Origin of the sequence: Catenulispora subtropica (assembly GCF_039531675.1) — a bacterium.
Taxonomy (GTDB): domain Bacteria; phylum Actinomycetota; class Actinomycetes; order Streptomycetales; family Catenulisporaceae; genus Catenulispora; species Catenulispora subtropica.
Window position 1 is genome coordinate 114,225 of record NZ_BAAAQM010000010.1, and the last position, 24,699, is coordinate 138,923.

At 68.9% G+C, this 24,699-nt stretch carries 19 protein-coding genes; 3 read left to right on the forward strand and 16 right to left on the reverse strand.

Features of this window, described 5'->3' with window-relative positions:
• Positions 1-10: 10 nt before the first annotated feature.
• The 12 genes from ABD466_RS11480 to ABD466_RS11545 form a co-directional block, all read right to left on the reverse strand.
• On the reverse strand, positions 11-1,489 hold the full coding sequence (locus ABD466_RS11480; RefSeq protein ID WP_344656963.1) for a proton-conducting transporter transmembrane domain-containing protein: 1,479 nt from the start codon (positions 1,487-1,489) through the stop codon (positions 11-13).
• On the reverse strand, positions 1,489-2,148 hold the full coding sequence (locus tag ABD466_RS11485; RefSeq protein ID WP_344656964.1) for a hypothetical protein: 660 nt from the start codon (positions 2,146-2,148) through the stop codon (positions 1,489-1,491). The genes ABD466_RS11480 and ABD466_RS11485 overlap by 1 nt, the downstream gene beginning before the upstream one ends.
• 53 nt (positions 2,149-2,201) lie before the next feature.
• On the reverse strand, positions 2,202-3,173 hold the full coding sequence (locus tag ABD466_RS11490; RefSeq protein ID WP_344656965.1) for a respiratory chain complex I subunit 1 family protein: 972 nt from the start codon (positions 3,171-3,173) through the stop codon (positions 2,202-2,204).
• Entirely contained in the window at positions 3,170-5,185 is a 2,016-nt protein-coding gene (locus ABD466_RS11495) for a proton-conducting transporter transmembrane domain-containing protein (protein ID WP_344656966.1), read from the reverse strand. The genes ABD466_RS11490 and ABD466_RS11495 overlap by 4 nt, the downstream gene beginning before the upstream one ends.
• Complete coding sequence (locus tag ABD466_RS11500; RefSeq protein ID WP_344656967.1) at positions 5,182-5,661, reverse strand: NADH-quinone oxidoreductase subunit B family protein; 480 nt, start codon at positions 5,659-5,661, stop codon at positions 5,182-5,184. Before ABD466_RS11500 ends, ABD466_RS11495 begins: the two co-directional genes overlap by 4 nt.
• A gap of 222 nt (positions 5,662-5,883) precedes the next feature.
• Positions 5,884-6,078, reverse strand: coding sequence for a hypothetical protein (locus ABD466_RS11510; protein ID WP_344656968.1), 195 nt, complete (start codon positions 6,076-6,078; stop codon positions 5,884-5,886).
• Between the two features lie 444 nt (positions 6,079-6,522).
• Positions 6,523-10,602: a golvesin C-terminal-like domain-containing protein gene (locus ABD466_RS11520; protein ID WP_344656969.1), complete on the reverse strand. Its 4,080-nt coding sequence runs from the start codon at positions 10,600-10,602 to the stop codon at positions 6,523-6,525.
• Positions 10,603-10,746: 144 nt separating this feature from the next.
• Complete coding sequence (locus ABD466_RS11525; protein WP_344656970.1) at positions 10,747-11,112, reverse strand: hypothetical protein; 366 nt, start codon at positions 11,110-11,112, stop codon at positions 10,747-10,749.
• 143 nt (positions 11,113-11,255) lie between these two features.
• Positions 11,256-11,687 (reverse strand): DUF2690 domain-containing protein, encoded by a 432-nt coding sequence (locus tag ABD466_RS11530; RefSeq protein ID WP_344656971.1) that lies wholly within the window; start codon positions 11,685-11,687, stop codon positions 11,256-11,258.
• Positions 11,688-11,969: 282 nt separating this feature from the next.
• Positions 11,970-12,437 carry a PH domain-containing protein gene (locus ABD466_RS11535; RefSeq protein ID WP_344656972.1) on the reverse strand — a complete coding sequence of 156 codons (468 nt, stop codon included), beginning with the start codon at positions 12,435-12,437 and terminating at the stop codon, positions 11,970-11,972.
• A 341-nt stretch (positions 12,438-12,778) separates the two neighbouring features.
• Positions 12,779-13,465, reverse strand: a complete 687-nt coding sequence (locus tag ABD466_RS11540; protein WP_344656973.1) for a response regulator — start codon at positions 13,463-13,465, stop codon at positions 12,779-12,781.
• Complete coding sequence (locus ABD466_RS11545) at positions 13,462-14,676, reverse strand: sensor histidine kinase (RefSeq protein WP_344656974.1); 1,215 nt, start codon at positions 14,674-14,676, stop codon at positions 13,462-13,464. The genes ABD466_RS11540 and ABD466_RS11545 overlap by 4 nt, the downstream gene beginning before the upstream one ends.
• 141 nt (positions 14,677-14,817) lie before the next feature.
• Between ABD466_RS11545 and ABD466_RS11550 the strand changes: the two genes are divergently transcribed.
• Positions 14,818-15,564, forward strand: a complete 747-nt coding sequence (locus ABD466_RS11550; protein ID WP_344656975.1) for an ABC transporter ATP-binding protein — start codon at positions 14,818-14,820, stop codon at positions 15,562-15,564.
• An 82-nt stretch (positions 15,565-15,646) separates the two neighbouring features.
• Positions 15,647-18,055, forward strand: coding sequence for an ABC transporter permease (locus ABD466_RS11555; protein ID WP_344656976.1), 2,409 nt, complete (start codon positions 15,647-15,649; stop codon positions 18,053-18,055).
• Positions 18,056-18,480: 425 nt separating this feature from the next.
• On the opposite strand, the gene ABD466_RS11560 is transcribed toward ABD466_RS11555, so the two are convergent.
• From ABD466_RS11560 to ABD466_RS11570, 3 genes are all read right to left on the reverse strand, one after another.
• The gene (locus tag ABD466_RS11560; protein WP_344656977.1) at positions 18,481-19,104 is read right to left on the reverse strand and encodes a response regulator transcription factor; all 624 of its coding nucleotides are present in this window, start codon (positions 19,102-19,104) and stop codon (positions 18,481-18,483) included.
• Positions 19,105-19,516: 412 nt separating this feature from the next.
• Positions 19,517-19,921 (reverse strand): SDR family NAD(P)-dependent oxidoreductase, encoded by a 405-nt coding sequence (locus tag ABD466_RS44430; RefSeq protein ID WP_425558622.1) that lies wholly within the window; start codon positions 19,919-19,921, stop codon positions 19,517-19,519.
• A 162-nt stretch (positions 19,922-20,083) separates the two neighbouring features.
• A complete protein-coding gene (locus tag ABD466_RS11570; RefSeq protein WP_344656979.1) occupies positions 20,084-21,874 on the reverse strand; it encodes a sensor histidine kinase in 1,791 nt (596 codons plus the stop codon).
• Between the two features lie 269 nt (positions 21,875-22,143).
• Between ABD466_RS11570 and ABD466_RS11575 the strand changes: the two genes are divergently transcribed.
• On the forward strand, positions 22,144-22,689 hold the full coding sequence (locus tag ABD466_RS11575) for an RICIN domain-containing protein (RefSeq protein WP_344656980.1): 546 nt from the start codon (positions 22,144-22,146) through the stop codon (positions 22,687-22,689).
• Positions 22,690-22,714: 25 nt separating this feature from the next.
• Here ABD466_RS11575 and ABD466_RS11580 read toward each other — a convergent pair whose 3' ends face one another.
• On the reverse strand, positions 22,715-24,673 hold the full coding sequence (locus ABD466_RS11580; protein ID WP_344656981.1) for a sensor histidine kinase: 1,959 nt from the start codon (positions 24,671-24,673) through the stop codon (positions 22,715-22,717).
• Between the last annotated feature and the right edge of the window lie 26 nt (positions 24,674-24,699).

The following is a 24,699-nucleotide window of genomic DNA, read 5'->3' on the forward strand; positions in this document are numbered from 1 at the left end:
CTCGTGGTCTCTACCGGCCGGCCAGGGGTGCGGCGGCGTTCAGCAGGGTCGACAACGGCCAGGCGGCGACGCCGATGAACGCGACGACGGCCAGGGCCGCGATCAGCGGCGCCTGACGGCGCAGCGCCGCCGGGCCGGAGCCGGTGGGACTGGATTGCAGGGGGTCCGCGCCGAGCAGCATTCGTCCGGTGTGGGCGGCGATCGCGGCGAAGGCGAGCAGGATGAGCACGAATCCCGCAGCGGTCAGCCAGCCCAGGCCGGCGGCGAACCCGGCGCGGGCGATGCCGAGCTCGGAGGCGAACAGGGAGAACGGCGGGAACCCGAGCAGCACCAGCACCGCGGCACCGAAGGTCCCGGCCAGCACCGGTGTGCGGGCGGCCAGGCCCCGGACGTCGTCGATACGACTGGTACCGGCCTCGTGCAGGATCTGCCCGGACGCGCAGAACGCCGCGGCCTTGCCCAGGCCGTGGCCGACGATGTGCAGCAGCACCGCGGTCAGCGCCAGCGGGGTGCCGACCGCGGCGCCCAGGGCGATCAGGCCCATGTGCTCCATGGAGGAGTACGCCAGCATCCGTTTGTAGTCGCGCTGCCCGATCAGCAGCAGCGCCGCGACCGCCAAGGTGGCGAGGGCGACGATGAGCAGCAGGGTGCGGACGAACCCGGCGCCCAGCGCCGCGTCGGCGATCTGCTTGGTGCGCAGGATCACCGAGAACGACACCGACAGCAGCACCCCCGACATCAGTGCGGACACCGGTGCCGGAGCTTGGCTGTGGGCGTCGGGCAGCCAGGAGTGCAGCGGGGCGAGCCCGGCCTTGGCGCCGAAGCCCAGGACGATCAGCGCGACGGCCATGCGGGTGGCCTGACGGTCCAGGGAGTGGGCATGGCCGGCGAGTTCGTCGAAGTTCAGCGCGGCGGATTCGGACAGGCCGGCGTGCCGGGCGGCGGCGTACAGCACGACGATCCCCAGCAGGGCCAAGGCGATCCCGACCGAGCAGACCACCACGTACTTCCAGGCGGCTTCCACCGCTGCGCGGGAGCGTTTGTGCCCGACCAGGAACGCGGTCACCGTCGTGGTGGCCTCGATCGCCACCCACACCAGGCCGAGGTTCCCGGCCACCACCGCCAACGCCATCGCGGCCAGAAACGCCTGCACCAGCACCGCGTACCGGCGTTCGGAGGCCGGGCCGGCGTGGTCGTCGCCGTGGTCGGCGGCCAGGTAACCGGGGCTCGCGGCGCAGGCCACGAACGCGACCGCGCCGATCACGGTCAGCAGGAACGCGGCCAGCGGGTCGGCCCGCAGCCACCCGGAGGCCGCGAAGACGCCGCCGTCGTCGACGGTGCGCACGGCCAGCGCGATCCCGACGGCCAGGACGAGCGCGGCCGAGAAGGTCCCGAGGTGCGCGGTGCGCCGTCGCCAGCCCAGCAGCAGATAGGCGCAGCTGGCGGCGGCGGGGATCGCGACCGGGGCGAGCAGGAGGGCGGTGTTCATCAGTCGTGCAGCTCCCGCAGGTCGTCCAGGTCGGTGGCGCCGAACGCGGACTGCATCCGGACCGTCAGCACGCGAAGCACGAGCACCACCAGCAGCAGGTCGAAGGACACGCCGATCTCCACCAGCAGCGGCACCCCGGCGGCGGCCAGGAACGCCACCGCGGTGATCCCGTTGTCCAGTAACAGGAATCCGGCCACCTGGGACAGGGCTTTGCGGCGGGCCACCAGCATGAACAGGCCGATCAGCACCGAGGCCAGGCCGACCGGCAGCGCCCGGGCGCCCGGTGAGGCGTCCAGGCGGGCCAGCGGCTGGGCGACGGCGTAGGCCAGAAGCACCAGCGCGGCGGCGGCCAGCAGCGAGGACGCGACGTTGACCAGCGGCTCGCTCTCCCGATTCTCGCCGGAGGCGGCCAGCGCCCGTCTCGCGAGCCCGGGCAGCACTCCGGCGCGGAGGATCCCGACTCCGGCGGCGACCGCGTACAACTCCGGGTGATGTTCGTCGGCGCCCAGCGCGGCGGCGATCACGGCCAGCGCGGCGCCTTGCACCGCGAGCAGCCCGATCACGGCGGACAGTTCGCGCCGCCACAGCGCCCCGACCGCGGCCAGCAGGAACAGCCCGCAGGCGAAGTCCAGGATCTGCGTGTTCGCCGACCCGCTCATGGTGCGCCCACCGTCCTCATCTCCTCACCGCGTCCTCATCTCCTCACCGCACATCACAGGAAGAACGACGCCGAGACCGCGAGCACCGCCAGAAGGAACGACCCGGCCAGCAGTTCCGGAACCCGGAACAGCCGCAGCTTGGCCATGAACACCTCGGCGGCGGCCAGCCCCGCACCCAGCACGCCGACCTTGAGCACGAACAACCCGGTCGCCCCCGCCACGGGCAGCGCTCCGGTGGCGGTGGCGGTGCCCCAGGGCAGGAACAACGCCGACCACAACCCCAGCAGCACCGCCAGCCGCATCGAGGCCGCCAGCTCCACCAGCGCCAGATCAGGACCCGAATATTCGAGCACCATCGCCTCGTGCACCATGGTCAGCTCCAGGTGCGTCGAGGGGTTGTCCACCGGCAGCCGTCCGGCCTCGGCCAGCACCACCGCAGCGAGAGCGAACGCGGCCAGCACGCTGACCGGGGACACCACCCGTCCGGCGTCCTTCAACCCGGCGTCCACGATCGCCGGCAGGTTCGTCGAGCCCACCCGGGTGGACAGGGCGAACGTCGCCATCAGCACCGTCGGCTCCGCGAGCGCGGTGATCGTCATCTCCCGGCTGGCGCCCATCCCGCCGAACGCGGTGCCCGTGTCCAGCCCGGCCAGCGCCAAGGTCGCCGTCCCGAGGGTCAGCAGCGCCACCACCGCGATCAGGTCGGCCGCACCGCCCAGGCCGGTGTGGACGCTGACGAACGGGATCGCGGCGGCGGCCATCAGCGTGGTGGAGACCTGCACCAGCGGGCCGGTCCGGAACACCGGGCCGGTACCGTCCGGGGCCAGGGGCTTCTTGCGCATCAGCTTGCGCAGATCCCGCCACGGCTGCCCGATCCCGGCCCCGGACCGTCCCTCCATCCGTGCCCTGACCTGCCGCATCAACCCGGTCAGCAGCGGCGCCCCGACGACGATGAGGCCGACCTGCAGCACCGAAGTGGTGATCCCGGAGGCCGTGACCGGGGCACCGAACACACTGCCGCTCATCTGATCGCCGCCAGGGCCACCAGCAGCACCACCAGGGAACTGAAGGCGTAGCCGAGGTAGCGGTGCACCGAGCCGTTGGCCAGCCCCCGCGCCGCCCCGCCGACCCAGCGGACGGCCGCGATCACCGGCGTGTACAGCCGGTGCTCGATCCGGTCGGGAACCATGCGGCGGTAGGACACGCTGCGAACCAGGTACTCCGATTCCACGACCGGGGTGACATCGACGTCGGATTCGGGCGCGAGCACGTCGTCGAAGACGCGCTGCAGCGGCTCGGCGAACGAGGTCGCGGTGTACTGCATCCGCGCCGACGGCGGCCCGGCCCCGCAGTCCCACAGTGGCACCGCGCGCCGCCGCGATGCGGTGACCAGCCGCAATACGGTCGCGACCAGCGCCGTGCCCGCCACAGTCCCGGCCACCACGACCAGCGGCGACATCGTCGAGCCGAGCACAGCCAGCCGCCGTGCCACCGCATCGGACACGGCGGCGCCACCGGGGGACACCGCGCCGACCGCGCGGGACAGCGCGGAACCGAGCAAGCCGGGAACGACGGCCAGCACCGTACTGCCCGCGGCCAGCAGCACCATCGCGACGGTCATCGCCGGCGGGCTCTCCACAGCCCGGGCGGCGCTGTCACTGCGGGGCCGTGCCAGGAACCCGGTTCCCAGGGCCTTGACGAAGGTGGCCACCGCCAGCCCGGCCGACAGCGCCACCGCCGCCACCGCGATCGGCAGCGCCACCGACACGACTATCCCCGGCACCGCCAGGCCGTGGATCAGCGACTGCAACAGCAGCCACTCGGAGACGAACCCGGCCCCGCCCGGCAGCGCCGCCGCGCCGAGGGCCCCGACCGCGAACACCGCCGTCGTGACCGGCAGCGCCGAGCGCAGCCCGCCCAGGGCGTCCAGGTCCCGTACACCGGTAGCGCGCAGTACGGAGCCGGCCGAGCAGAACAGCAGCGCCTTGAACGCACTGTGCGTCACGACGTGCAACAGTGCCGCGGCCAGCGTGATCCCGGCCAACACCGGCTGGTGCGATGTCCGGAACAGCCCGGCCGCCCCCAGGCCGAGCAGCACCAGACCCATGTTCTCCGTGGTCGAGTACGCCAGCAGGCGCTTCAGATCCCCGGCCACCGACGCCTGCAAGATCCCGAACACGGCGGAGACGGCACCGGCCGCCATCGCCAGCAGCCACCACCACCGCGACCCGCCGCCCAGCAGGTCCATCCCGACCCGCACGATGCCGTAGACACCGAGATTCACCATCACCGCGCTCATCAGCGCCGACACCGGACTCGGTGCCTCCGGGTGCGCCCGAGGCAGCCAGGCGTGCAGCGGCACGATGCCCGACTTCGACCCGAACCCGGCCAGCGTCAGCACGAACACCGTTCCGCGCAGGAGCGGCGACAGACGGGGAGCACCCGCGCGGATCTCCGCGAACGTCTCGCCGCCGGAGGCGGCTGCCAGCCACGCGAGCGCGAGAAGGATCAGAACGAACCCCAACTGGGTCATGACCGCGTACCACAACCCGGCCTCGCGCACTGAATCACGCTTCTCATGCTCGGACAGCACCAGCAACAGCGAGGCGACCGCCATCAGCTCCCAGAAGAAGAGGAACGTCGACACGCTGGCCGCCGCCGGCACCAGCAGCATCGCCGCGCCGAACACCGGAAGCGCACACGATGCGGCCCGGCCCGGGCCATGCCCGTGCGAGCCGTACCCGATCCCGTACCCGGCGACGATCGCGATCACCACGCCGGCGACCGCGATGAACAGTCCCGACAGGGCATCAACCCCCAGATACATGCCGGCCAGCGGCAGCAGGTCCGGCAGGTGAGCGCTGAACGTCCGTCCGGACAGCGCCGCCGCGCCGCCCACCGCACCGCACACTCCGGCGGCGGTGGTGAGCACGCCGACAGCCGCCGCCCGTGTCCGCGCGGGCACGGCGACCGCAGCCGTCATCGCGGCCCCCGCGCACCCCGCCGCCCCGGCCAGCGCGGACCCGATCAGGTTCACCGCCCGGTCACCCGCCGCAGCGCGGCGACGATCGCCTCCGGGGCCGGCGGGCAGCCCGGCACGGCGATGTCCACGGGCACCACCGAATCGACCGGCCCCTGCACCCCGGGGCCGCCGGCGAACTCGCCACAGTCGATCGCGCAGTCCCCGACCGCCACCACCAGCCGCGGCTCCGGCGTGGCGTTGAGGGTACGGCGCAGCGCGGTGGCCATGTTCCGGGTCACCGGACCGGTCACCGCCAGCACGTCGGCGTGCCGCGGAGAAGCCACCAGCCGGGCACCGTACCGGTCGGCGTCGTACACCGGCCCGAACGCCTGCCCGATCTCGATCTCGCAGCCGTTGCACGATCCGGCATCCACACAGCGCACCTGCACCGACCCGGTCAACTCGCGCCGCAAAGGCACCCCGCCCGGAAGCGGCGGAGCCGGCTCGGCCACCCGGCCCACCCGAAGGATCTTGCTCAGCAAAGCCCTCATGACAATCCTCACCACGAACGACAAGGCCACCGGGGATCGCGCCGACGCCGGCAATATCGCGCCGGGCCGGTAGCGCAGGGCATAGGTGCTTAGGAGGAGTCGGCGGACTGCAACTCGGCCAACAGCTCACGCTGCCCGTCCAGCAGCTCGGCGAGGATCCGGCGCGCCGCCCGCACCAGCTCCGACACGAAGGGAACCGATCCCGACTGCGCCATCATCCGGTCATCGCCGACCCACCGTGCCCCTGGCAGCCGCCAGGGTCGCCGGGATCCGATACTCGACCGCCAATTCGGTCAGGTAGGCAAGTCGCGCTTCCTGCAACGCGATCTGAGCGACGTCGCCCTCTCTTCGCGCGACACGCAGGCACCGACGGGCGTCCCACAGCGTCTGCTGCACCGTGATCGCGAGCTGCCGCACTGTTCCCTCCAGACGTCACACGCCGAGGACCGCCGAGCCTGGCGGAGCGTCCTCCATCATGTCCCCCATTGAAAAGTTCTTCAACACAACACACCGTTCCGACGCAGTTCAAGTGCCGACGCGGCGGCCCCGGCCCGTGCTTCAGAATGAGGGAGAGGGCCGGTGACAATGGTTCACGATGTCAACGATCGTGCGGTCGTGTCGCTCAGGCGCACCGGCATCGTGCGGCACTGGTCCGTTTGACGGCAGGTCAAAGAACTGCTGTTCCGCACGCCAGGCAGGTGCTGCGGATCATCCGACGCCGCTACGTACTCGGAGCCCGGAAGCGGTCCGCGCAGACCGTCTACGCCGTCAGTGATCTCGCGATCGAAGCCGCGACGTGCGCAGCCGGGTCCGCTGCGGCGCCGCCGGGGCCGCACTTGAAGTGGCCCCGGCGGCATGAGCTCAGCTGTGGGTGTTGTCAGTGGTGTCGTCGTATTCGGTCATGGTGGCGCAGTCGACGACGGCGTCGGGACGGACGTCGGGGAAGTCGATGGGCCAGATGTTGATCGACCAGGGGTTGCCGCCGTTGCCACGGTCGGACAGGTCGCAGGTGTCGTAGGGATTGCCGTCGATCGAGTTGACGACGGGGATGTTGGAGAAGTCCTTGAAGTCACCGTGCTGGACGGGGCCGGTGGCCGGTTTGCCGTCCTGTCCGATCATGTTGCCGTCGTAGTAGAGGTAGAGATCGGGCATGTAGCTTTGCGCCACGAGTTGCGGCGAGGCCACGTCCTTGTTGTTGGTGATCAGGGGTTTCGGGCCTGTGGATCCGGCGCAGAAGTCGATGCCGAGTTCTTGCCAGATCGGCGGGGCGTTGTTGAACAGCGATCCGTCGTGGCCGCCCTGGAAGAACATCGCGTAGATGTCGACGGCGGTCTTGTACACCGAGTAGGGGAGCCGGCCCGCCAGGTAGGCGGCGTTCAGCTGGTCGGTCCAGGTGTTCATCGCGGCGTCGACGCTGTCCTTCGCGTCCAGGGGACGGTAGCCGATCGATCCCCCGTTGATGGCGCGAACCTGCACGCAGTCGCCGTCCAACGTCGCCGCGTTGGTGTGCGGCATGTAGGCCCGGCCAGGCGTGTATCCGGTCACCAGAGGATTCGTCACATTGGTGGCGTCACCGGTGAACTGGTTGGCGTCGATCTCCTGGTAGCCGATGTCCGGCATGGTGACACCGGCGCTGCCGTAGTCGGCGACGGTGGCCGCGACGTAGTCCCGCACGAACTTCGCGATCTCCGTGTCGCCGGTCCGGCTTTGGACGCTGGACCACTGCGACCCGGGAACGAGGTTGCCGCTCGTGTCGGTGAGATACTGCACCTCCACATGATTCTTGATCTTGAAGGTGCCGTCCGTCTGGAACTGGCCGCCGATGGTCGTTCCCGCTGGGCTGGGTACGGCGAAGTTCATCCAGGTGGCCTCTGAGAGACCCGGGGGATGGTCCGTGGGAGAAGATCCGGCGGCTTGCACCTGGGAGTTCCATGCCTGGGCGGCGGCCGAGAGGTGAGCGCCGATGCAGCCGTTGGACATCGCATCCGGCGAGCACACCGGATACTGGAGGAGCCCCGTGGGAGCCGCCTGGGACGGATCGTTCCACATGGGCCCGCCGTTGAGCGCGGCGTCGGCCCAGTTGTAGAGCGTCGTCATAGTCCGCATCGGAGTGTTGAACTGGGATGGCGTGCCCGTGTCGAGGTTCTGGTTCTCACTGAAGATCGCGACCGAGTCGAAAGTGTGCTGGACGAGCGTTCCGGCGACCGGCACGAAGCCGATCGCGTCGAAGGCCACGTCGTGCGCCCCCACCGCGCCGTCGACCGTGACGTTGTCCAGCAGCACCTGCGCGTTGCCGCTCAGCGGGAAGTAGCCGAGACTGACCCACTGGTCCTGGCTGGTGTGCTGGCTCACTGTCGAGGACTTCACCGAGCCGTCGGTCTGCGTGACGCGGTAGTCGGCGAAGTCGGAGGTGGCGCCCGTGCTGGGCATGTGGGCGAACACGTTGTACAAGTGGTTGGGCAGGTTGGCCTTCCACACGCCGGTCACGATGTGCTGAGGGTCGTCCGCCAGCCGGTTGTGGGTGAAGTAGGCGTGGCCGCCGAAGCCGGCGCCGATCTGATGGGTGTCGATCGCGGCGATCGGGTTCCCGGAACTGTCGGTGGCGTAGCTGAGCGTGAAGGTGCCGCCGTTGCTCCAGGTCATCCCGGTACATCCTGCGACGTTCTGGCCCGGGTTGGCGAGTTCGTCGACGATCACCGCGCCCGGGCCGGGCTGAGAGCCGCAGTCCGCGGGGTGCGGGTTCTTCACTCCCGGGTCGGGGTCGGTCGCCGTGAACACCAGAGTCTGGGTGGCGCAGTTCGAGGCACAGTCCGGCACCCAGTTCACCGGCTGGTGCCACCAGCAGTGGTAGTACAGCGGGTCGGTCGAGGGCAGGTTGCCGTAGACGCAGACCTTGCCGGACGGGTCGGTCATACTGCAGTTGTCGGTGACGTCGCAGAAGTCTGACGGCGGCGGGATCTGCAGTTGGCCGCTCGATGTGTGGTAACTCGGTCTCGCGTAGGAGGGATCACCCTTGCGGTCGTGGATCGGGTTCTCGATCCAGCCGAAGACCCGCTCCTGATAGGGCCAGTCCGCGGGGTGCGAGGCGTCGCCGTAGCTGTCGCGCAGGTACCCGTCGCGGTTGGGCTTGAAGTTGGGGTTGGCCGGGTTGTTGACCCAGCCCAGGCCCCAGATGTTCGATCCGTCGTTCGAGTGGAAACCGGTGTTGTAGGCCCACAACGCCAGGTACCAGTTCTCGATCTTGGTGGGGTCACCGTCGTTGGCCAGGAGCCCGTTCTGCTCGAGGGTGTTCCACTTGTCCTCCAGAATCTGCAGACCGGCCGCGATGTTCTCCTCGTAGTCGACGGCGATCTTCTTCTTACCGTTGGCCGAGTAGTTCGTGTCGGTGGTCGCCATGCCGGTCGTCACCTGGGCGATGCCGTAGCCGCAGTCGGCGGCCGCGTAGTTGATGGTGCTGATTCCGCCCGCCGATCCGTAGTAGTCGGCGATCAGGGGATTGCCCGACAGCCCGGGCAGCGAATGCCAGGACGCCTGGTTGAAGTTCGATTCCTGGGCCAGGACGCCGAGGAACACCTGGGCCGGAACCGGACCGGTGGTCATGGCGCCGGGGACGAGGAGGGTGTGCGGCGCGAAGTTGCTGCTCGCGGTGTATGCGGGCAACCCCATGTTCAGGTAGTTCGCCGGACGCTGATCGTTCAGCTGGCCTGTCGTCGCCAGGTCCACAGCTCGTTCCACCTGTTGCTTACCTGGCTGGGGAACCTGTGCCGTCGGGTCGTTGCGGGGCACGGCGCACTTCGGGGTCTGAGCCGCCGTCGCCGTCAGCGCGGTGGCCGCGGTGGCGTCGAGCCGGTAACCGGTCGCCGGAGTGGCGGTGACGGCTGCGGCTGCCGGGCCGAGGTCGGGGCCGCTCGGCAACGCCGAACCCGTGCCGGTGGCGAACACCTGGGTCTTCGCCACGGCGCCGGCCGCTCTGCCGGTGTGGCCGACAACGGCCTCGCCGTCGAGCGACACGCTGTCCACCACATCGGGCAGGCCGGTCGTCAGACTCGTGGCCACGTCCGCCGGAACCTTGCCCTTCAGAGTCCGGGTCACCAGGATCGCCCGGCCCCCACGGGCGGAGTGCAAGGCGGTACCGCTCAGGCCGGCGTGAGCGACCGGTGTGACGGTCCCCTTCGACAACCGGTTCAGCACGGCGTCGGAGCCCTGAACGGACAGGAAGCTCGCGTTGCCGGCCGCATCGGCGACGATGTCGAAGACCTGACCCGTCGCCTTGCCGACCGCCTTGACCGTGCCCTTGGGGTCGATGTCGACGACGGTGGCACCGCGGGCCGCGAGCAGGTGGCCGCCCTGGGCGGGGACCGCGCTGCTCAACTGTTCGGGTTCGATGACGTCCTGGGTTACCGCGTCCCGGTCGGCGTCGAGGGTCAGCAACTGCGTCCGCTGCTCGTCATCGCCGAGGGCCCGGGTCAGAACCGCGGTGTCCCCGGCACCGCATCCCGGCGAGTAGTACGTCAGCGCGACGCCCGCGGTCACCGGATGGACCGCACCCGAAGGGACGTCGACGACGTACGCGAAGGCGCCCCTGGCCTTGAGCGCGGGGTCGTTCGCGAAATCGGCGGGCGCCACGACCGCCACGACGTGCTTGCCGGAGCCCGTCATACACGAGTAGCCGGTCCACATCGGACTGTCGATGTCACCCGGCTTCAGCGTCGCCAGCGGTCGCCACGCGAAGCCGGAAGAACCGAGCCCGGCGTAGATGTGGTAACCGTTCTCGTCCGCCGACGTCTGTATCGCGACGTCCTTGGAACGGTGATCGAGCCCGGGCGCCTTGGCCCGGGCGCCGCCGGAGGCAGGCCCCGTAGCCGCGGCGGCTCCTGTCGTGGTCGCCGCTACCAGGGCGGCGAAGGCCACCATGGCACATCGGCGTCTTGTGTGTTTCATCCTTGTCTCCTCCAGGCGAGGGCCGCGAAATCGCATGCGACGATCGCGTTCCGAAACGGCATGATCGGAACGCGATCGAAAGGCGGCAGCGTGACCGGCCGCCCGGAGCTCGCAGAAGCCGTCCGGCGGCCGAGGTACTTCGCGCTATGCGAGGTGGTATTCGAACCCGGCGCAAGAACCGCTCGCGGCGCCGGTCGCGGAGTTGGCGGCTCCGTCCTCATCCCACACGATCTGTGCCCACATCGTGCAGCCGCCGAAGGCGACCTGACCGATGCCGAAAGGGTAGGAGAAGCCGCTTGGGTCGGTGCCGTTGACCACCGGTGCGGTGTAGAACTTCTGGCCGGTGGTGCCCGTGGTATCGCCAGCAGTCCACGTGTTCGTCGCGTAGAAGTAGTTGCGGACCGAGTACGTGCCGTTCCTGGAGACGAACGTCGGTTCCAGGTAGGTGAAGACGTACTTCTGGCCGCAGCCCACGTACTTGCGCACGGTGGCGGCTGTATAACCGCTCACCTCAAGCTTGACTGTAGGACCATCCTGGCTGACCGATGCACATCCGGGTGCGTCGGTACGTGTGTCGGCATGTGCCACCGTGGCGCCGGCGACGGCCATGCCAAGCCCTGCCACCCACACTGCCGCAGTTCGACGAAGAGAAATCACCACTGTGCCGCCGAATAGTCGTAGGTGTCGTAGCCGCCGCACATGGTCGAATAGAAGGATCCCCCAGCGCCGTGCACCGTCTCCGTACATCTCACGACGTAGTCCAGAAGGGTGCTGCTCCAGTTTTCGCCGTAGATGCTGCCGGTGTAAGAGGTGTAGGAACCTGAGTAGATCTTTATCCATGCGGCCTGACAGGTGGGCGAATAGCGCAACTGGGCGTAGTCGCCGCCCGCATTGTTGAGCGACATGCTCTCTAGCGTCTGCGTCTTGGAATCAGAGCAACCGGAGGTTTCCGGATTCTTCCCGGTGCAAGAGCTCGCAAAGCAGGTCGCCGCACTGGCGCTGCTCGCCGGGCCGAACAGCGCGAGCGCTCCGGCGATGAGCGTCGGAGCGGTCACCATGGCGATGAGCTTCCGCTTGCTTCTCATGTCTTCTCCTCTTCCTGCGTGGGAGTGGTAGGACTTGGTGAGCAGACTGTGACGCGATCTTCGCCGAGCCGTCCAGTTTCCAGTTGCACACCGCTAGTACGGCAGCCATGGATCAACACTGATGTAAATGGTGCGCCGCGGACGATGTCGCGCAGTCCGGCCAGGACAGCCGGAGTGTTCCACCTTCAACGAGGACGTTCACCAGATGCGCACCGGGTGATCCGCAGCTCCGCCTAGCGTGCGGGAACAGCAGATCACTGACACCGACGTGCGCCTTCTGTGTCAGGGAGACGCCGATTCGGACCGGCGGGTTCGCCCGCGGCGGTCCCTTCTCACCTGCTTCGCCAGGAGCTCGATGGCTGCGCGCTGATCCGCGTCGAAGACGCGCATCGGGATGAGCGCCACCGTGCGCTCCCTCTCGACGTGGACGAGCCAGTGCCGGCGCCTGGCTCTGAAGCTCGTCACCTCGGGCCACGGGACGACCTTGGTCCCGCTCGGCCGGACCACGGTCAGCGTCGTGTCGGTGAGCGTCACGGTGGTCGGGACGGCGAACGGCCAGGAGTTTCCGAAGCTGTCGAGATTGACGAACACCAGGGTCATCAGCAGCGTCATGGCTCGCCCGAAGACATCCTCCGGTTGCTCCGAGCGGAACAGCACGCCCGGTAGGACGATTCCCACCGCAGCGACGATCAGCGCCAAGACCCAGTGGCGGGGAGTCACCACCCCGCGCCAGGCCTCGCCGCGCGACATCCGGAACTCGGCACTGATGTTCACTATTCCCCTTGTCGCGGCCCAGCTCGCATGCTCCTCCCGGCGAGTGGCCCCGACAAGGGTTCCAACAGGAGAGCGTCGCCCGGTTTCCGCTCTTGAGTTGTCTGCGGACGTTGATCGGCCGAGCCGCAGATGCGCGCCGGACGCCGCAAGACAGCGCTGCTTTGCCCGAATCGGCTGGTCAGCGATCGCGACGATGACGGGACGAGGATTGCTGACACGATCGGGCAGCCAGCCGTTTCCGCGGGCGGCCGACCTGCCGCCATCGGCATCAGCCTCTTACTCCTCCTTCGAGAGGTAGGCCCAAACTGCGTCCTGCCCTAGCGTCTACGCGGCACGAGTCCGGTCTCGAAGGCGATGATCGCCAGGTGGACGCGGTCCCGAGCCTCGAGCTTGGCGAACAGGCGCGCGACATGGGTCTTCGCTGTCGCCGCGCTGATCACCAGCCGCTCGGCTATCTCAGCGTTCGACAATCCCTGTCCGACCAGTGCCAGCACCTCGCGCTCCCGGTCGGTGATCTCCGCGATGAGACGTGAGCCTTGGGCGGGTTCGGCGTCCTGTGCGGGGGCCGCGGGGGTGGCGGACGTTCCGGCGAAGCCGGCGATCAGTCGTCGGGTCACGCTCGGCGCGATCAACGCGTCGCCGGCCGCCACCACGCGGATCGCGTCCAGGATCGCGTCCAGGGCCATGCTCTTGAGCAGGAATCCGCTGGCCCCGGCGCGCAGTGCGCCGTAGACGTACTCGTCGTCGTCGAAGGTCGTCAGCACCAGCACCTTGGGCGGGTCCGGCTCGGCGGTCGCCTGCCGGGTCGCCTCGATCCCGTCCATGCCCGGCATCCGGATGTCCATCACCACGATGTCCGGCCGCAGCTCACGTACCAGGCGCACGGCCTCGCGGCCGTCGCCGGCCTCGCCGACCACCTCCAGGTCGGCGGTGCCGCCGATCAGGATCCCGAGCCCGACCAGCATCAGGGGCTGGTCGTCGGCCAGCAGCACCCGCACGCTCATGCCGGGAGCCTCGCCGTCACCCGGAATCCGCCCTCCGGACGCCTGCCGGCGCTGAACTGGCCGGACAGCAACGTCACCCGCTCGCGCATGCCGAGCAGGCCGAAGCCGCTCCCGCCGGGCGCCGTCGAGTGCCTGGGACGGCCCGGTCCGGCCAGACCGTCGTCTCCGTCGTCCACCACCTCGATCGTCACTCCGTCCGGCTCGTATCCGACCGCGACCCGGCACGTCCGCGCCCCGGAATGCCGCACCACGTTCGTCACCGACTCCTGGATGATCCGGAACGCCGACAGTTCGATCTCCGGCGGCAGCAGACGCTGCTCGCCCCGCCAGGCCACGTGGACCCGCACCCCGGCGTCGGCTGTGCGTTCGGCGAGCTGCGGGACGTCGGCCAGGCTGCCGGCCGGTGTCAGCGGAGCGGCCTGCGGCATGGCGTCGTCCGGCTCGGCGCGGCGCAGCGCCCCGAGCATGCGCTGCAGTTCGAGCAGCGTCTCCCGGCTGGTGGTCTCGATGCCGGTCAGCGCCTGCCGGGTCTGCTCGGGTCTGGTATCCACGACCCGTGCCGCCGCTCCCGACAGCACCGTGATGATCCCGATGCTGTGCGCGACGCTGTCGTGCAGTTCGCGGGCGATCCGCAGCCGCTCGGTGACGACGGCGCGGGCCGCCCTCTGTTCGTGCAGGGCTTCGAGGTACTCACGGCGTTTGCGATACACCACCCCGAAGGCCCACGCGACCGCGAGCCACGACGCGTAATGCCCGGCCCACCCGGCCGCCTCGCCGACGGAGCCTTCGGGGTTGACGTGGGTGAAGTTGACGAACACGGTCGCGACGGCCGCGACGCAGCCGACGGCGGCAGCCCTCGGCCGCCGGGCGGCGAGGTACCCGTCCAAGGCGATGAGCAGGACGAACACGACCAAGGGCCGCGCGCCGACGATGTCGCCGAGGGCTGATTCGCCCAGGATCGCCGCGAAGACCGTCGCCGGCAGACGGCGCACCAGCAGAACCGGAAGGGCGAGCACGACGTAGAGTCCCGTCATCTGGAAGGGCTCGAGGCCGGAAAACCGGAACATGCCGTCGAAGTGCCTAGCCTCAGGGACCGGCATCGTGACGCAGAGCATCAGCGCGTAGAAGCAGGCGGTGGCCAGCACCACGGCCTGGACCCTCAGCCAGGTCGTGTGCTCCGATGCCGAGAGGCGCTGGAGAAGCTCTTCCATACGGAGATCGTATTGAGTGGCGTCGGCTCCGCGCGTCGCCCCGGGGGTGTACGCGGGTACACCCCCGGGCCGACGGCCTGGGGGAACGTGACATCCACCGGCCGACGCGACGGACAGCGGTCCGTTCGTAGGTTCGTGGCCATGACGAACGCCCCGATGATCGATCTTCGCGACGCGACGAAGAAATACGATGACGGCCCGCCCGCGCTGGCCGGTGTGACCTTGTCCGTGGCGTACGGTGACTGCGTGGCCGTCCTCGGCCATTCCGGCAGTGGGAAGTCCACCCTGCTGAACCTGATCGCCGGTCTGGACAAGCCCTCCAGCGGCACCGTGACCGTCAACGGCATTCGCGTCGACCAGCTCGGTGAGGCCGGGTCGGCGAAGTACCGCCGAGCCTCGATCGGCATGATCTTCCAGTTCTTCAACCTGCTCGACGACCTGACCGTGCTCGACAACGTCATGGTTCCGGCGCAGCTGGCCGGGATGGGCAAGGGCGAGGCCAAGCGACGCGCCGCCGATCTGCTGGGCTCGCTGGGCATCGACCGGCATGCCAAGGCCTACCCGCAGCGGTTGTCCGGTGGTCAGCGCCAGCGGGTGGCGGTGGCCCGCGCGCTGATGAACCGGCCGGCGCTGCTGCTGGCCGACGAGCCCACCGGTGCCCTCGACTCGAGCTCGGCCCAGGACGTACGCCGGCTGCTGCTGGACCTGAACAGCGAGGGCCAGACCATTCTGCTGGTGACCCACGATGTGCAGCTGGCTACCACCACCGCGCACCGCACCATCGAGTTGGTGGACGGTGCGGTCTCGCGGGACATCGTCAACAGTGGCAGCGGTGCCGGCCTGGCTGCCCACGCGCCGCTGACCCGTCCGACGGGAGCGGTCGGATGACGCTGCGCAGGCCGCCGATGCCCCGGCGCCTCTTCGAGGCCGGATTCCACGCCATGGCCCGCCTGCTGCCGGCGGTGAGCCGGTGAGCGCGCTTGGCAAGGTCGTACGCTCCGGCGTGGGCCGGCGCCGGGTCCAGACCTTCGTCATGGTCCTGACGACGTTGACCGCGGTGATGTCATCAGTACTCTCCCTCGGCCTGCTGACCGCCGTGCAAGCCCCGTTCGAGCACGCTTTCAACACCCGGAACGGAGCGCACCTGGCGGTCCAGTTCGACGGTTCGAAGGTCACAGCCGCGCAGGCCGTCGCCACCGCGCACGCCGCCGGCGTCATCGAGGCGTCCGGGCCGTACCCGATCGCCGCCGCGCTGGAAACGACCGTCGGCACCGACTGCCCCAAGACCGCTTGGGCGGGTCGCGACAACCATCCGGTCACCGTGACCACCCGGCCCGACCTGGGGAGCACCTCCGGGATGGACCAACTGGTGCTGACCCATGGGAGCTGGCCGACCAGCCCGGACGAGATCGCCCTCCCGGCGAACAACTATGCCGACGCCTGCTTCGGCTCTTCGGTGGTGTTCTCCTCCCTGCCGGGCAAGCCGTCGTTCAAGGTCGTCGGCTTCGCCGACTCGGTGACCAACAGCGCGACCGGCTTCGCCACCGCCGACGGTTTCGCGCGGCTCACCGCCGCCGGGGCCAGAACCGACGAGCAGATGCTCTACCGGTTCGCCAAGGCCGGTTCTGACGCCGACATCGCCACCGACAAGCAGGCGGTGGCCGCCGCCGTGCCGGCCGGCGCGGTCGAGGCCGGACAGTCGTATCTGACCGCGGAGCAGGAGGCGACCGGCAACGCCAAGGCCTTCGTGCCGTTCCTGATCGCCTTCGGGATCCTCGGGCTGGTCCTGTCGGTGCTGATCATCGCCATCGTGGTCAGCGGCGCGGTGGCCTCGGGAATCCGGCGCATCGGGATTCTGAAGTCCTTGGGCTTCACCCCTTCGCTGGTGGCCCGCGCCTACACCGCGCAGGCCATGATCCCGGCGACACTCGGCGTGGTCCTCGGCACGATATTCGGCAATCTTCTGGCTGGGCCGATCCTGAACGGGGCCTCCAAGCAGCTCGGCGCGGCCGATGCCGCGATTCCGTCGTGGATCAGCGCCGTGGTGTCGATCGGCACCCTGATCCTCGTCGGCGTCACGGCTTCGATCCCGGCGCTGCGGGCCGGCCGGATGCCGGCGGTGCGGGCTCTGGTGGTCGGCCGCGCCCCGAAGGCCGGGCGCGGTCAGGCGGCGCAGCGTCTGGCCTCGCGGCTGCCGTTGCCCCGGGCCGTGTCGCTGGGGCTGGCCCAGCCCTTCGCGAAGCCGGCCCGGACCGCACTGGTCGGCGCGACGGTGCTGCTCGGCACGATCGGCGCCACCTTCGCGGTGGGGTTGGGGACCGCGTTCAGCAAGTACCAGGACACTGCTATGAGCTCGGGCTTCAACGTCGCGTCGAACATCGTGATCCCCACAGCCGACGTGAACACGCCGTGGGGTCTCTACGGCCCCAACGACCCGCGCCACGCGTACCTCGACGCCGAGAAGGTGGCCGCCGCGCTCGCCAAGGTCCCGGGCACGAAGGCCGCGTTCGGCTGGGGCGAAAGCGGCGCGACCATGATCGGCGCGCCGATCGGCGGCGAACCGCCGGTCCTGTACACGGTCAGCGGCGACTTCTCCTGGACGAACATGGAGCTGCTGTCCGGCCGCTGGTACTCGGCGCCCGGCGAGGTCGTGGTCGGTGACAAGCTGGCCTCGGCGGTGGGGATCCACGTCGGTGACGACTTCACCGTGGTGCAGCAGAACAAGCAACTGTCACTGAAGGTCGTCGGCATCAATTTCGACACCCATGGAACCGACTATTCGGCCATGACGGACGCGGCCACCTTCACCGCCGCAGGACTGACCCCGCACATCGACCAGTTCAACGTCGAGCTGGCCTCGAACGTCGACGGAACGGACTGGTCCACCTCAGCCGCCGCCGCGCTGACCCCGCTGAACGCCTCGGTCCAGTCGAACTCGTCCGACAAGAACCTCGTGGTGATCATCATGGGCGCCCTGGTGGCCACACTCACGCTGATGTTGACCGCGGTCGCCGCGCTCGGCGTGCTGAGCATGGTGGTGCAGGACACCCGGGAGCGGGTCCACGATCTGGGGATCTTCAAGGCCCTCGGGATGACACCCAAGCAGACCATCGCGATGGTTCTGACCTCGGTGACACTCACCGGCCTGGTCGCCGGACTGATCGGGGTCCCCATCGGGGTCGCGGTGGAGAAGGCGACACAGACCCCGATGGGGAAAGCGATCGGCCGGCACCTGCCGCCGAGCGTGACCCACACCTACACCGCCGGGCTGCTCATCCCCCTGCTGGCCGGCGGGATCGTGATCGCCCTGCTAGGGGCACTGCTGCCGGCCAGCTGGGCAGCACGGACCCGGACCGCCACCGCGCTGCGGACCGAGTAGGACCGAGTAGGACCGAGTAGGACCGAGCAGAGCCGCCGGTCGCCGCAGCAAAAGCGGTGCTGGGCACTGCACGGCACGGCAAGAACGCCGGAATGCCGACCCCCGGTTAACACCCTCGGGAGGTCGGCATTCCGGCGTTTTCCCCTCAACACAAAGGCGTGAAGGCACCCAGCATGGCGGGCAGCGTATTCGACCGTTGCTTAATGTTCGACGGACCCACCGCTGTCAGGATCGGTTCGCGAATGGCTCGCGTGCTTTTTTGCGCCCGCTCGGCTGGTGCTACTGATGCCGGGGGGTTGAGGGCCTTGCGCGCGAACGGGCTCATAAATGGCTTGTGACCAGCTATCACTGCTTTTCGGAGCCGCGCACCGATCCGTCGCATCGCACGGAGTGTGCCGACGACCTCCTTAAACCGACTGCGTGATTCAAAGCCAGCCTTGTTCGGTGGCGATGCGGACGGCGTCGATCCGGTTGCGTGCGTTGAGTTTGGTCACGGCCGTGGTCAGGTAGTTGCGCGCGGTCCCGTAGGTGATGAACAGCTTGGCGGCGATCTCGGTCGGGCCAGCGCCGGTCGCGGCCAGTCGTAGGACCTCGGTCTCGCGTTGGGTCAGCGGGCTGACGGTGGCATCCATCGCGGCTATCGCAAGATCCGGCGGCAGCACTCGGCCGCCGGAGGCGACAGTCCGGACCGCGTCGGCCAACTCCGCCGCGCCGACTTCCTTGGGGAGGAAGCCCACCACCCCGGCGCTCAGGGCCTTGCGGACCATGCCCGGTCCCGGTAGCCCGGTCAGGATCAGTACCCGGCATTGCGGTAGCCGCTCGCGCAGCACGGCCGCGACCTCGATGCCGTCCGACCCGGGCATCGCGATGTCGACCACCGCCACGTCCGGTTGGTGCTCTTCGGCCGCGGCCAACGCACCGGAGCCGTCGGCTGCCTGGGCCACGACGATGATGTCCGGTTCCAGCGACAGCAATCCGACCAGCGCCTCACGGAGCAGCTGCATGTCTTCCGCGAGCAGCACCCGGATCTGATCCTCCGGCACCGCCATCACCTTGCTTTCTGAACCGTTCAGCGCCGGGACGTCAATCCTAATGGTCAGGTCACCAATGATCCTTACACATCGGCGTCACCGGTTATTGCCGCATGTCGACATGCGGAACGCGGCTTCCCACCCGTCCGTTGAAGCGCTGCGGGCACCGTCGCTGACCACTTAGAGCCGGGTCGCGTCGGGAGTGCGGGTCAGTGTGATGGAGCAGGAACGGGCTCCGCTGTGCTTGACGACAGCAAGGGAGGCTCGCGGAGCACTACAGCGAGCGCTTCTAAGGCCGGCAAGGCCACCCCCGAGACCACAGAGCAGCCTCGCGGGTGCTCGCGCGCTCGCATACGGGCCCGCGGCGGGCAGCATCGCAGTGCGTTCCAACACCTGTCCCGCGAGCTACAGGACACGAAGTCCGTTGTGATCACCGAACATAGCCGGCGCCCACAACCGGCCGACTAGCGAGCGTTCCCTTCGAACGCCACGTCGGCAGGAACCCCGCCGAGGTGACCGTTTCGATCGGTCCGACTCCGGTCGTCCCGGCGTTGTTGACCAGGATGTCCAGAGGCCGGTCGACCAGCTCCGCGGTGAGTGCCGTGACCAGGTCATACCGGCGCAGCGCCGGTGCCGGCACCGAACCGCGACGGGAGCGGAAACGCCGCCCCGCCCAGTGCTCTGATCTCGGCGATCGTGGCGACGGCTGATGCCTCGTCGGTGCCGTAGTGCACGGCGACCACCGCGCCGGCGAAGCCCACCGGGTCGCCACGGCACGTCCGATGTCCCGGGACGCACCGGTCACCAGGGCCGTTTTCCCGCTCAGGTCCGTCATTGTGGGTCGTTCCTTGTCCGCGGCCGATGTCGAGCGCCGGGCCGCCGACCAGGCCAGAGCTCGACGGACACGAGGACGCCGGTTGTCGCCGGCCGCGGTGAAGCGCGAAGAACCTGGATCGGGGCGTGCATTCCGCCTGGGCGAAGCGCGTCACCCGTCGTCTCAGGCCACAGCCGCCCGATGTCCGGCAGCGTCCGCGACGGCTGGCTGGTCGGTGACGAACTCCGCCATGATCTCGAAGCGCCCCGGCGGCAGCGGACGGGCCGAAACCCGGCCGTCGGTGCGCTCGACCATGCCGAGTAGCCCCGTCCCTGTGCGCGGCGCGGCGGCCGAGATCGGGGGCACACCGTCGTTGACCACGCGCAACCGGATCAGTCCGGGGAGCGCTGCCACGACGATCGTGCAGGTGCGGGCGTGGCTGTGTTTCACGACATTGGTGGCAGCCTCACGGAGCACCGCCGCCAAGGCGTGGTCGAGCTCGGGCGCGGGCCGGAAGTCGTCGATCTGAGCCATGACCTGGATACCCGCCGTCGCTAGCACGGAGCGGACCGAGACAAGTTCCTCGGCGAGGCACAGGCGGGAATTCCGGTCGATGACCGTCCGAAGCTCATCCTCGAGCCGCCCGGCCAGGATCGGCAGTTCGAGGAGATGTTCCTGCGCACCGGGTACGCCCCCAGCGATCATTCGGGCGCACAGCTCGCCCTTCAGCGCGATGGCGCTCAGCGTGAAGGACAAGGTGTCGTGCAGGTCGCGGGCCATCCGTGTGCGTTCGGCCCGGACGGCCTCGCGGCTCAGGTCGGCCTGCGCCCGGCGTAGAACCCCCACCAGGATCTCGAGGCAGACCAGGCTCCGGACCGACCAGACCATGGCCAGGAAGTCCGCAGCCCAGCCGAGGACGTAGACCGCGTCGACGGGCCGGCCGTCGACGATCGACGCCCAGGTGCAGAGCATGACGAACATCGAACCGGTCACTGCTGTGAACAGCCAGCCGTGCAGTCGTCCGAACTTCGTGAACATGAATCCGGCGAGCGCCGGTATCAGCATGATCCCGGTCCCGATCTCCCGGAGCGAGGGGCCGAACGCGACTGCGGGCTCCAGAAGCAGGACAGTGGCGACGAGCAAGCGGCGTCGCGAGGGCTGGCCGGCGAACAACAGGACGCATAGCACCGCATGCCAGGGAACGGTGAACATCATGGTCCAGGGCCGGTGGTACTGGAAATAGGTCAGGATCAGGATGAAGAAGCTCTGGTTGAGGAAAAAGAGGATCTGTAGCTGCCGCGCCATCGACGAGGTGCCTACGGGGGCGGTCGCAAGCGGCGACTGCGGTTCGTGACGGAAGCCACCGGCTGCGGCGCGGATGCGGGCCAGGAGCCGGCGGGCTGTGTCCGTCGCGGTATCCAGTTCCTCGGGGCGGTGCTCCGTGTCGGCCCGGGCGGCTTCGACCAATTGGTCGTACAGCTGCCGCGCGCCGTCAGCCGCCATCATCTGCAGTTCCGCGTCGAGCCGGCGCCGCTCGGTCAGCACCGAGAGGTGGATCGATTGTGCCCGGGTCGCGTGCAGTGCCTGCACCACGGACCCCAGCGCGTAGGGTCCGAAGGCGGCGATCACGAGGGTCATCAGACTCGCGACATTCGAGACCGTGGCCTGGGCGTCGGCGCCAGACCCCAGGTCTATGCCCAGCGTGACGGCGCAGCCGAGCCCGGTCAGCGGCCATGAGACCCGACTGGGAAGGACGACGAGCACGGCCAGGAGCGGCGCCCAGGGTTTCCAATCCCAGCGCAGGCCCAACCAGAAGAATGGCGCGATGTATGCGGTGGCGACCGCTCCCAACAGCACCGCCTGGTGTGGCCGGGGACGGCGCCGGGCAACCAACAACGCCAACGGCGGGAACGCCAGCGAACTGGCCAGCATCGATTCGGCGCTGTACCCCGCGTATCCGGATTGGGTGCCCACTCTGATCATCGCCAGGGCAAGAGCGCCCCACATCATGCCGCGTACGAGACGCAGTCTCAGGTCTGCCGTATCGTCCCGCGGCTGCCCCGTCATATCCCCGACCCCGTCCCTCGCCAGCGCCAGCGGAGGCAACCGTAACAGGCATCTGACGCCTTATGACGTCTATGCGGAATGCATAGCGCGATCCGTGACGCCCACACTGCTCGATACGACGCCGTCGACCACACAATCTCTGTGTACGAAGTGCGAACCGAGAAAGGTGCGAAACGATGAAACGATGGGCGAAATCTGCACTCGCTGCGGCGGTGACAGCCGGATGTCTGAGCACTCTGATGAGCTCGGCCAATGCTGTCGACCCTAACAACTATCCGCGCTTGATGCACAGCGGTCCAGATCAAAACCTGTGCCTCGACGCTGACGGATCGCTCGGTCGACTGTACGCCGGAGACAAGGTCCAGCTCTGGGCATGCAATAGTACGGACACGTTTCAGCAGTGGACGTTCAAGGACGACGGGACCATCCACTCCGTGGCGGACGACTCGTTCTGCCTGGATGCGAGCATGCCCTACGGGAAGCTGACACTCGGGGCCGCTGTTCAGGTCTATCCGTGCAATGGCGGCGCGAATCAAGTCTGGCTCGGTGCCAACCAGCCGACCTGGGGCTCGTCGGATCCCCACATCTACAGCCAGGCTCAAAGCGTGACCGGCCAGCTCATGTATCTCGACGCAAACGGGTCCACTCCTCTTCACCAGGGCACGAGCATCGACGTCTGGACCTATAACGGCGGTGCGAACCAGGAATGGTACGGCAACTGACCCTGACATCCGAGATTTGGCCGCGTTAAGTGGCGAATGCGGCTAAAGACTCCTCGTGGAGGGGGAGGGGAGTCGGGCGGAATTCCGCCACCACTTCGTAGACCCCATCGGACACCGGTCCGGCGGCCAGGCGGCCGCCGGACCTCTCCACTCGTTCTGCCATGCCGAGCAGGCCCGAGCCGGAATGTGCGGCCGGTGCCAAGCCTTTCGGGCTCTGGTGCCGCACACCGTCGTTCACGACTCGCAGCCGGACGTCGCCCGGTGCGCAGAGCACGGTGATGGAGCACGTGCGCGCGTCGGCATGCTTGACGATGTTGGTCACCGCCTCGCGGAGCACGGCGGCCAAAGCGCCGTCGAGCTCGCGGACCTGCGCCAGGTCGCCGATCGTCGTATCGACGCGGACCCCGGCGCCGGTCAGGATGGCGCGCGACATCGTCACCTCTTCATGGAGCCGTAGATCGACCGGTCGGTCGGCCAGCGACGCCAGCTCCGCGACGGCACGGTCCGCCAGGTCCGAGAGCTCGGCCAACTGCCGCCCGGCCGCGGCCGAGCCGACGGCGAGCAGCCGCTGGCAGAGTTCTCCTTTGAGCGCGATCGCCGCCAGGCTTGAGGAAAGCACGTCGTGCAGGTCCCGGGCGATCCTGGTGCGTTCGCTCAGTACCGCTTCGCGGATCAGGTCGGCGCGGGCCTGGTGGAGAAGCCTCACCAGTTCCGCCAAGCGGAGCAGGGCGTACGTCGCGAAGGCGAGGACGGCGAAGGCGTTCACTTCCAGAGCCGTCACCAGAAACGGCACACCCACATACACGTGGAGAGCGACGAACACCGCGAAGATTAGGCCGGCGATGGTCTGGCTGTACGGCCTCCGGACCCGCACGAGCACGACCCCGGCGAGGAACCCGAACTCGGTGACGCCGGCTCCGACCGCCAGATTCGACACCGCGATCCCGATGACGGTCGGCAGCACCAGCAGCAGGCCGGCCGCAGTCAGTCGGCGGTGTGACGGCGTCCCCGCCAGCAACATGACCCCGACCACCACACACCAGGGGATGACGAGCACCGTCGTCCACGGCTGGCGGTACTCCCGCAAGCTGTAGAGCACCACCTCAGCGATGGTGTCGGCGCCGTAGACGGCGGCCAGGATCCGGCGGGCGACGTTCGGTGACTCGACCGGCACGGCCGGTGACTTCGCCTGCCGATAGCTGCCGGACGTTCCGCGGACCTCCGCCAGCGTCCGGCGCGCTGTCGCGATGGCCGCCTGCAGGCGCTCGGGTCTGTCTGCCGCAGGGCCGTCGATCGCCGCGTTGAGCTCCCCGTGCAGCTTTCGGAGCCCACTGCCGACCACGCCGCGCAGATCGCTGTCCAGCCGGCGCTGTTCCTGCCGCACCGGTCCTCGGGTCAGGTCTGCGCGTGTCGTGTGAAGGGCTTCCACCATGACGGCGAGAGCGTAGAGCCCGAAGATGGCCAGGGCGTACCTCATTGCCCCGATCATCGTGGCGTAGACCATCGCATCGCCACCGGTCAGCAGCCCGGCTGCAACGGCCCCGCAGAAGACAAGCCCGAATGCCAACCATGCCGCGCGGTCGCGGAACGCGCACAACGCGCCGACCGCCAACGTCCACGGCATCCATCCCCATTGCATCCCGCAGAACAGAAACGGAATCGCATAGCCCGCCACCAGAGCTGCGAGCAGCGGTGCGCGGCGCCGCCCGGAACGGAGCCCGGCGAGCAGCGGGAACACCGGCAGAAACGAGAACCCCGCGATGAGCACAGCCGACCACGACATCCCCAGCTGAAGCGTGCCGACGGCCCGGGTCAGTACGACGAGTGTGATCACCGCCCAGAGCGTCGCCCACACGTGTCGTAGCTGGAGATCCCCCGTATCGTCTCGCACACCTACGAAGATACCTGCCTGGCGGAGCCAGGGTATTGGCTCGCAGGGCGAATCCATATGCAAAATGCACAGGCATTTCTGGGCGCGGGGCACTTCAACGAATCAACCGGCCACCGTCA

Coding starts and splice junctions, on each gene's coding strand:
- ABD466_RS11480 (WP_344656963.1), bottom strand. CDS start 1,489: ATGAACACCGCCCTCCTGCTCGCCCCGGTCGCGATCCCCGCCGCCGCC.
- ABD466_RS11485 (WP_344656964.1), bottom strand. CDS start 2,148: ATGAGCGGGTCGGCGAACACGCAGATCCTGGACTTCGCCTGCGGGCTG.
- ABD466_RS11490 (WP_344656965.1), bottom strand. CDS start 3,173: ATGAGCGGCAGTGTGTTCGGTGCCCCGGTCACGGCCTCCGGGATCACC.
- ABD466_RS11500 (WP_344656967.1), bottom strand. CDS start 5,661: ATGAGGGCTTTGCTGAGCAAGATCCTTCGGGTGGGCCGGGTGGCCGAG.
- ABD466_RS11520 (WP_344656969.1), bottom strand. CDS start 10,602: ATGAAACACACAAGACGCCGATGTGCCATGGTGGCCTTCGCCGCCCTG.
- ABD466_RS11530 (WP_344656971.1), bottom strand. CDS start 11,687: ATGAGAAGCAAGCGGAAGCTCATCGCCATGGTGACCGCTCCGACGCTC.
- ABD466_RS11535 (WP_344656972.1), bottom strand. CDS start 12,437: ATGTCGCGCGGCGAGGCCTGGCGCGGGGTGGTGACTCCCCGCCACTGG.
- ABD466_RS11540 (WP_344656973.1), bottom strand. CDS start 13,465: ATGAGCGTGCGGGTGCTGCTGGCCGACGACCAGCCCCTGATGCTGGTC.
- ABD466_RS11545 (WP_344656974.1), bottom strand. CDS start 14,676: ATGGAAGAGCTTCTCCAGCGCCTCTCGGCATCGGAGCACACGACCTGG.
- ABD466_RS11550 (WP_344656975.1), top strand. CDS start 14,818: ATGACGAACGCCCCGATGATCGATCTTCGCGACGCGACGAAGAAATAC.
- ABD466_RS11560 (WP_344656977.1), bottom strand. CDS start 19,104: ATGGCGGTGCCGGAGGATCAGATCCGGGTGCTGCTCGCGGAAGACATG.
- ABD466_RS44430 (WP_425558622.1), bottom strand. CDS start 19,921: ATGACGGACCTGAGCGGGAAAACGGCCCTGGTGACCGGTGCGTCCCGG.
- ABD466_RS11575 (WP_344656980.1), top strand. CDS start 22,144: ATGAAACGATGGGCGAAATCTGCACTCGCTGCGGCGGTGACAGCCGGA.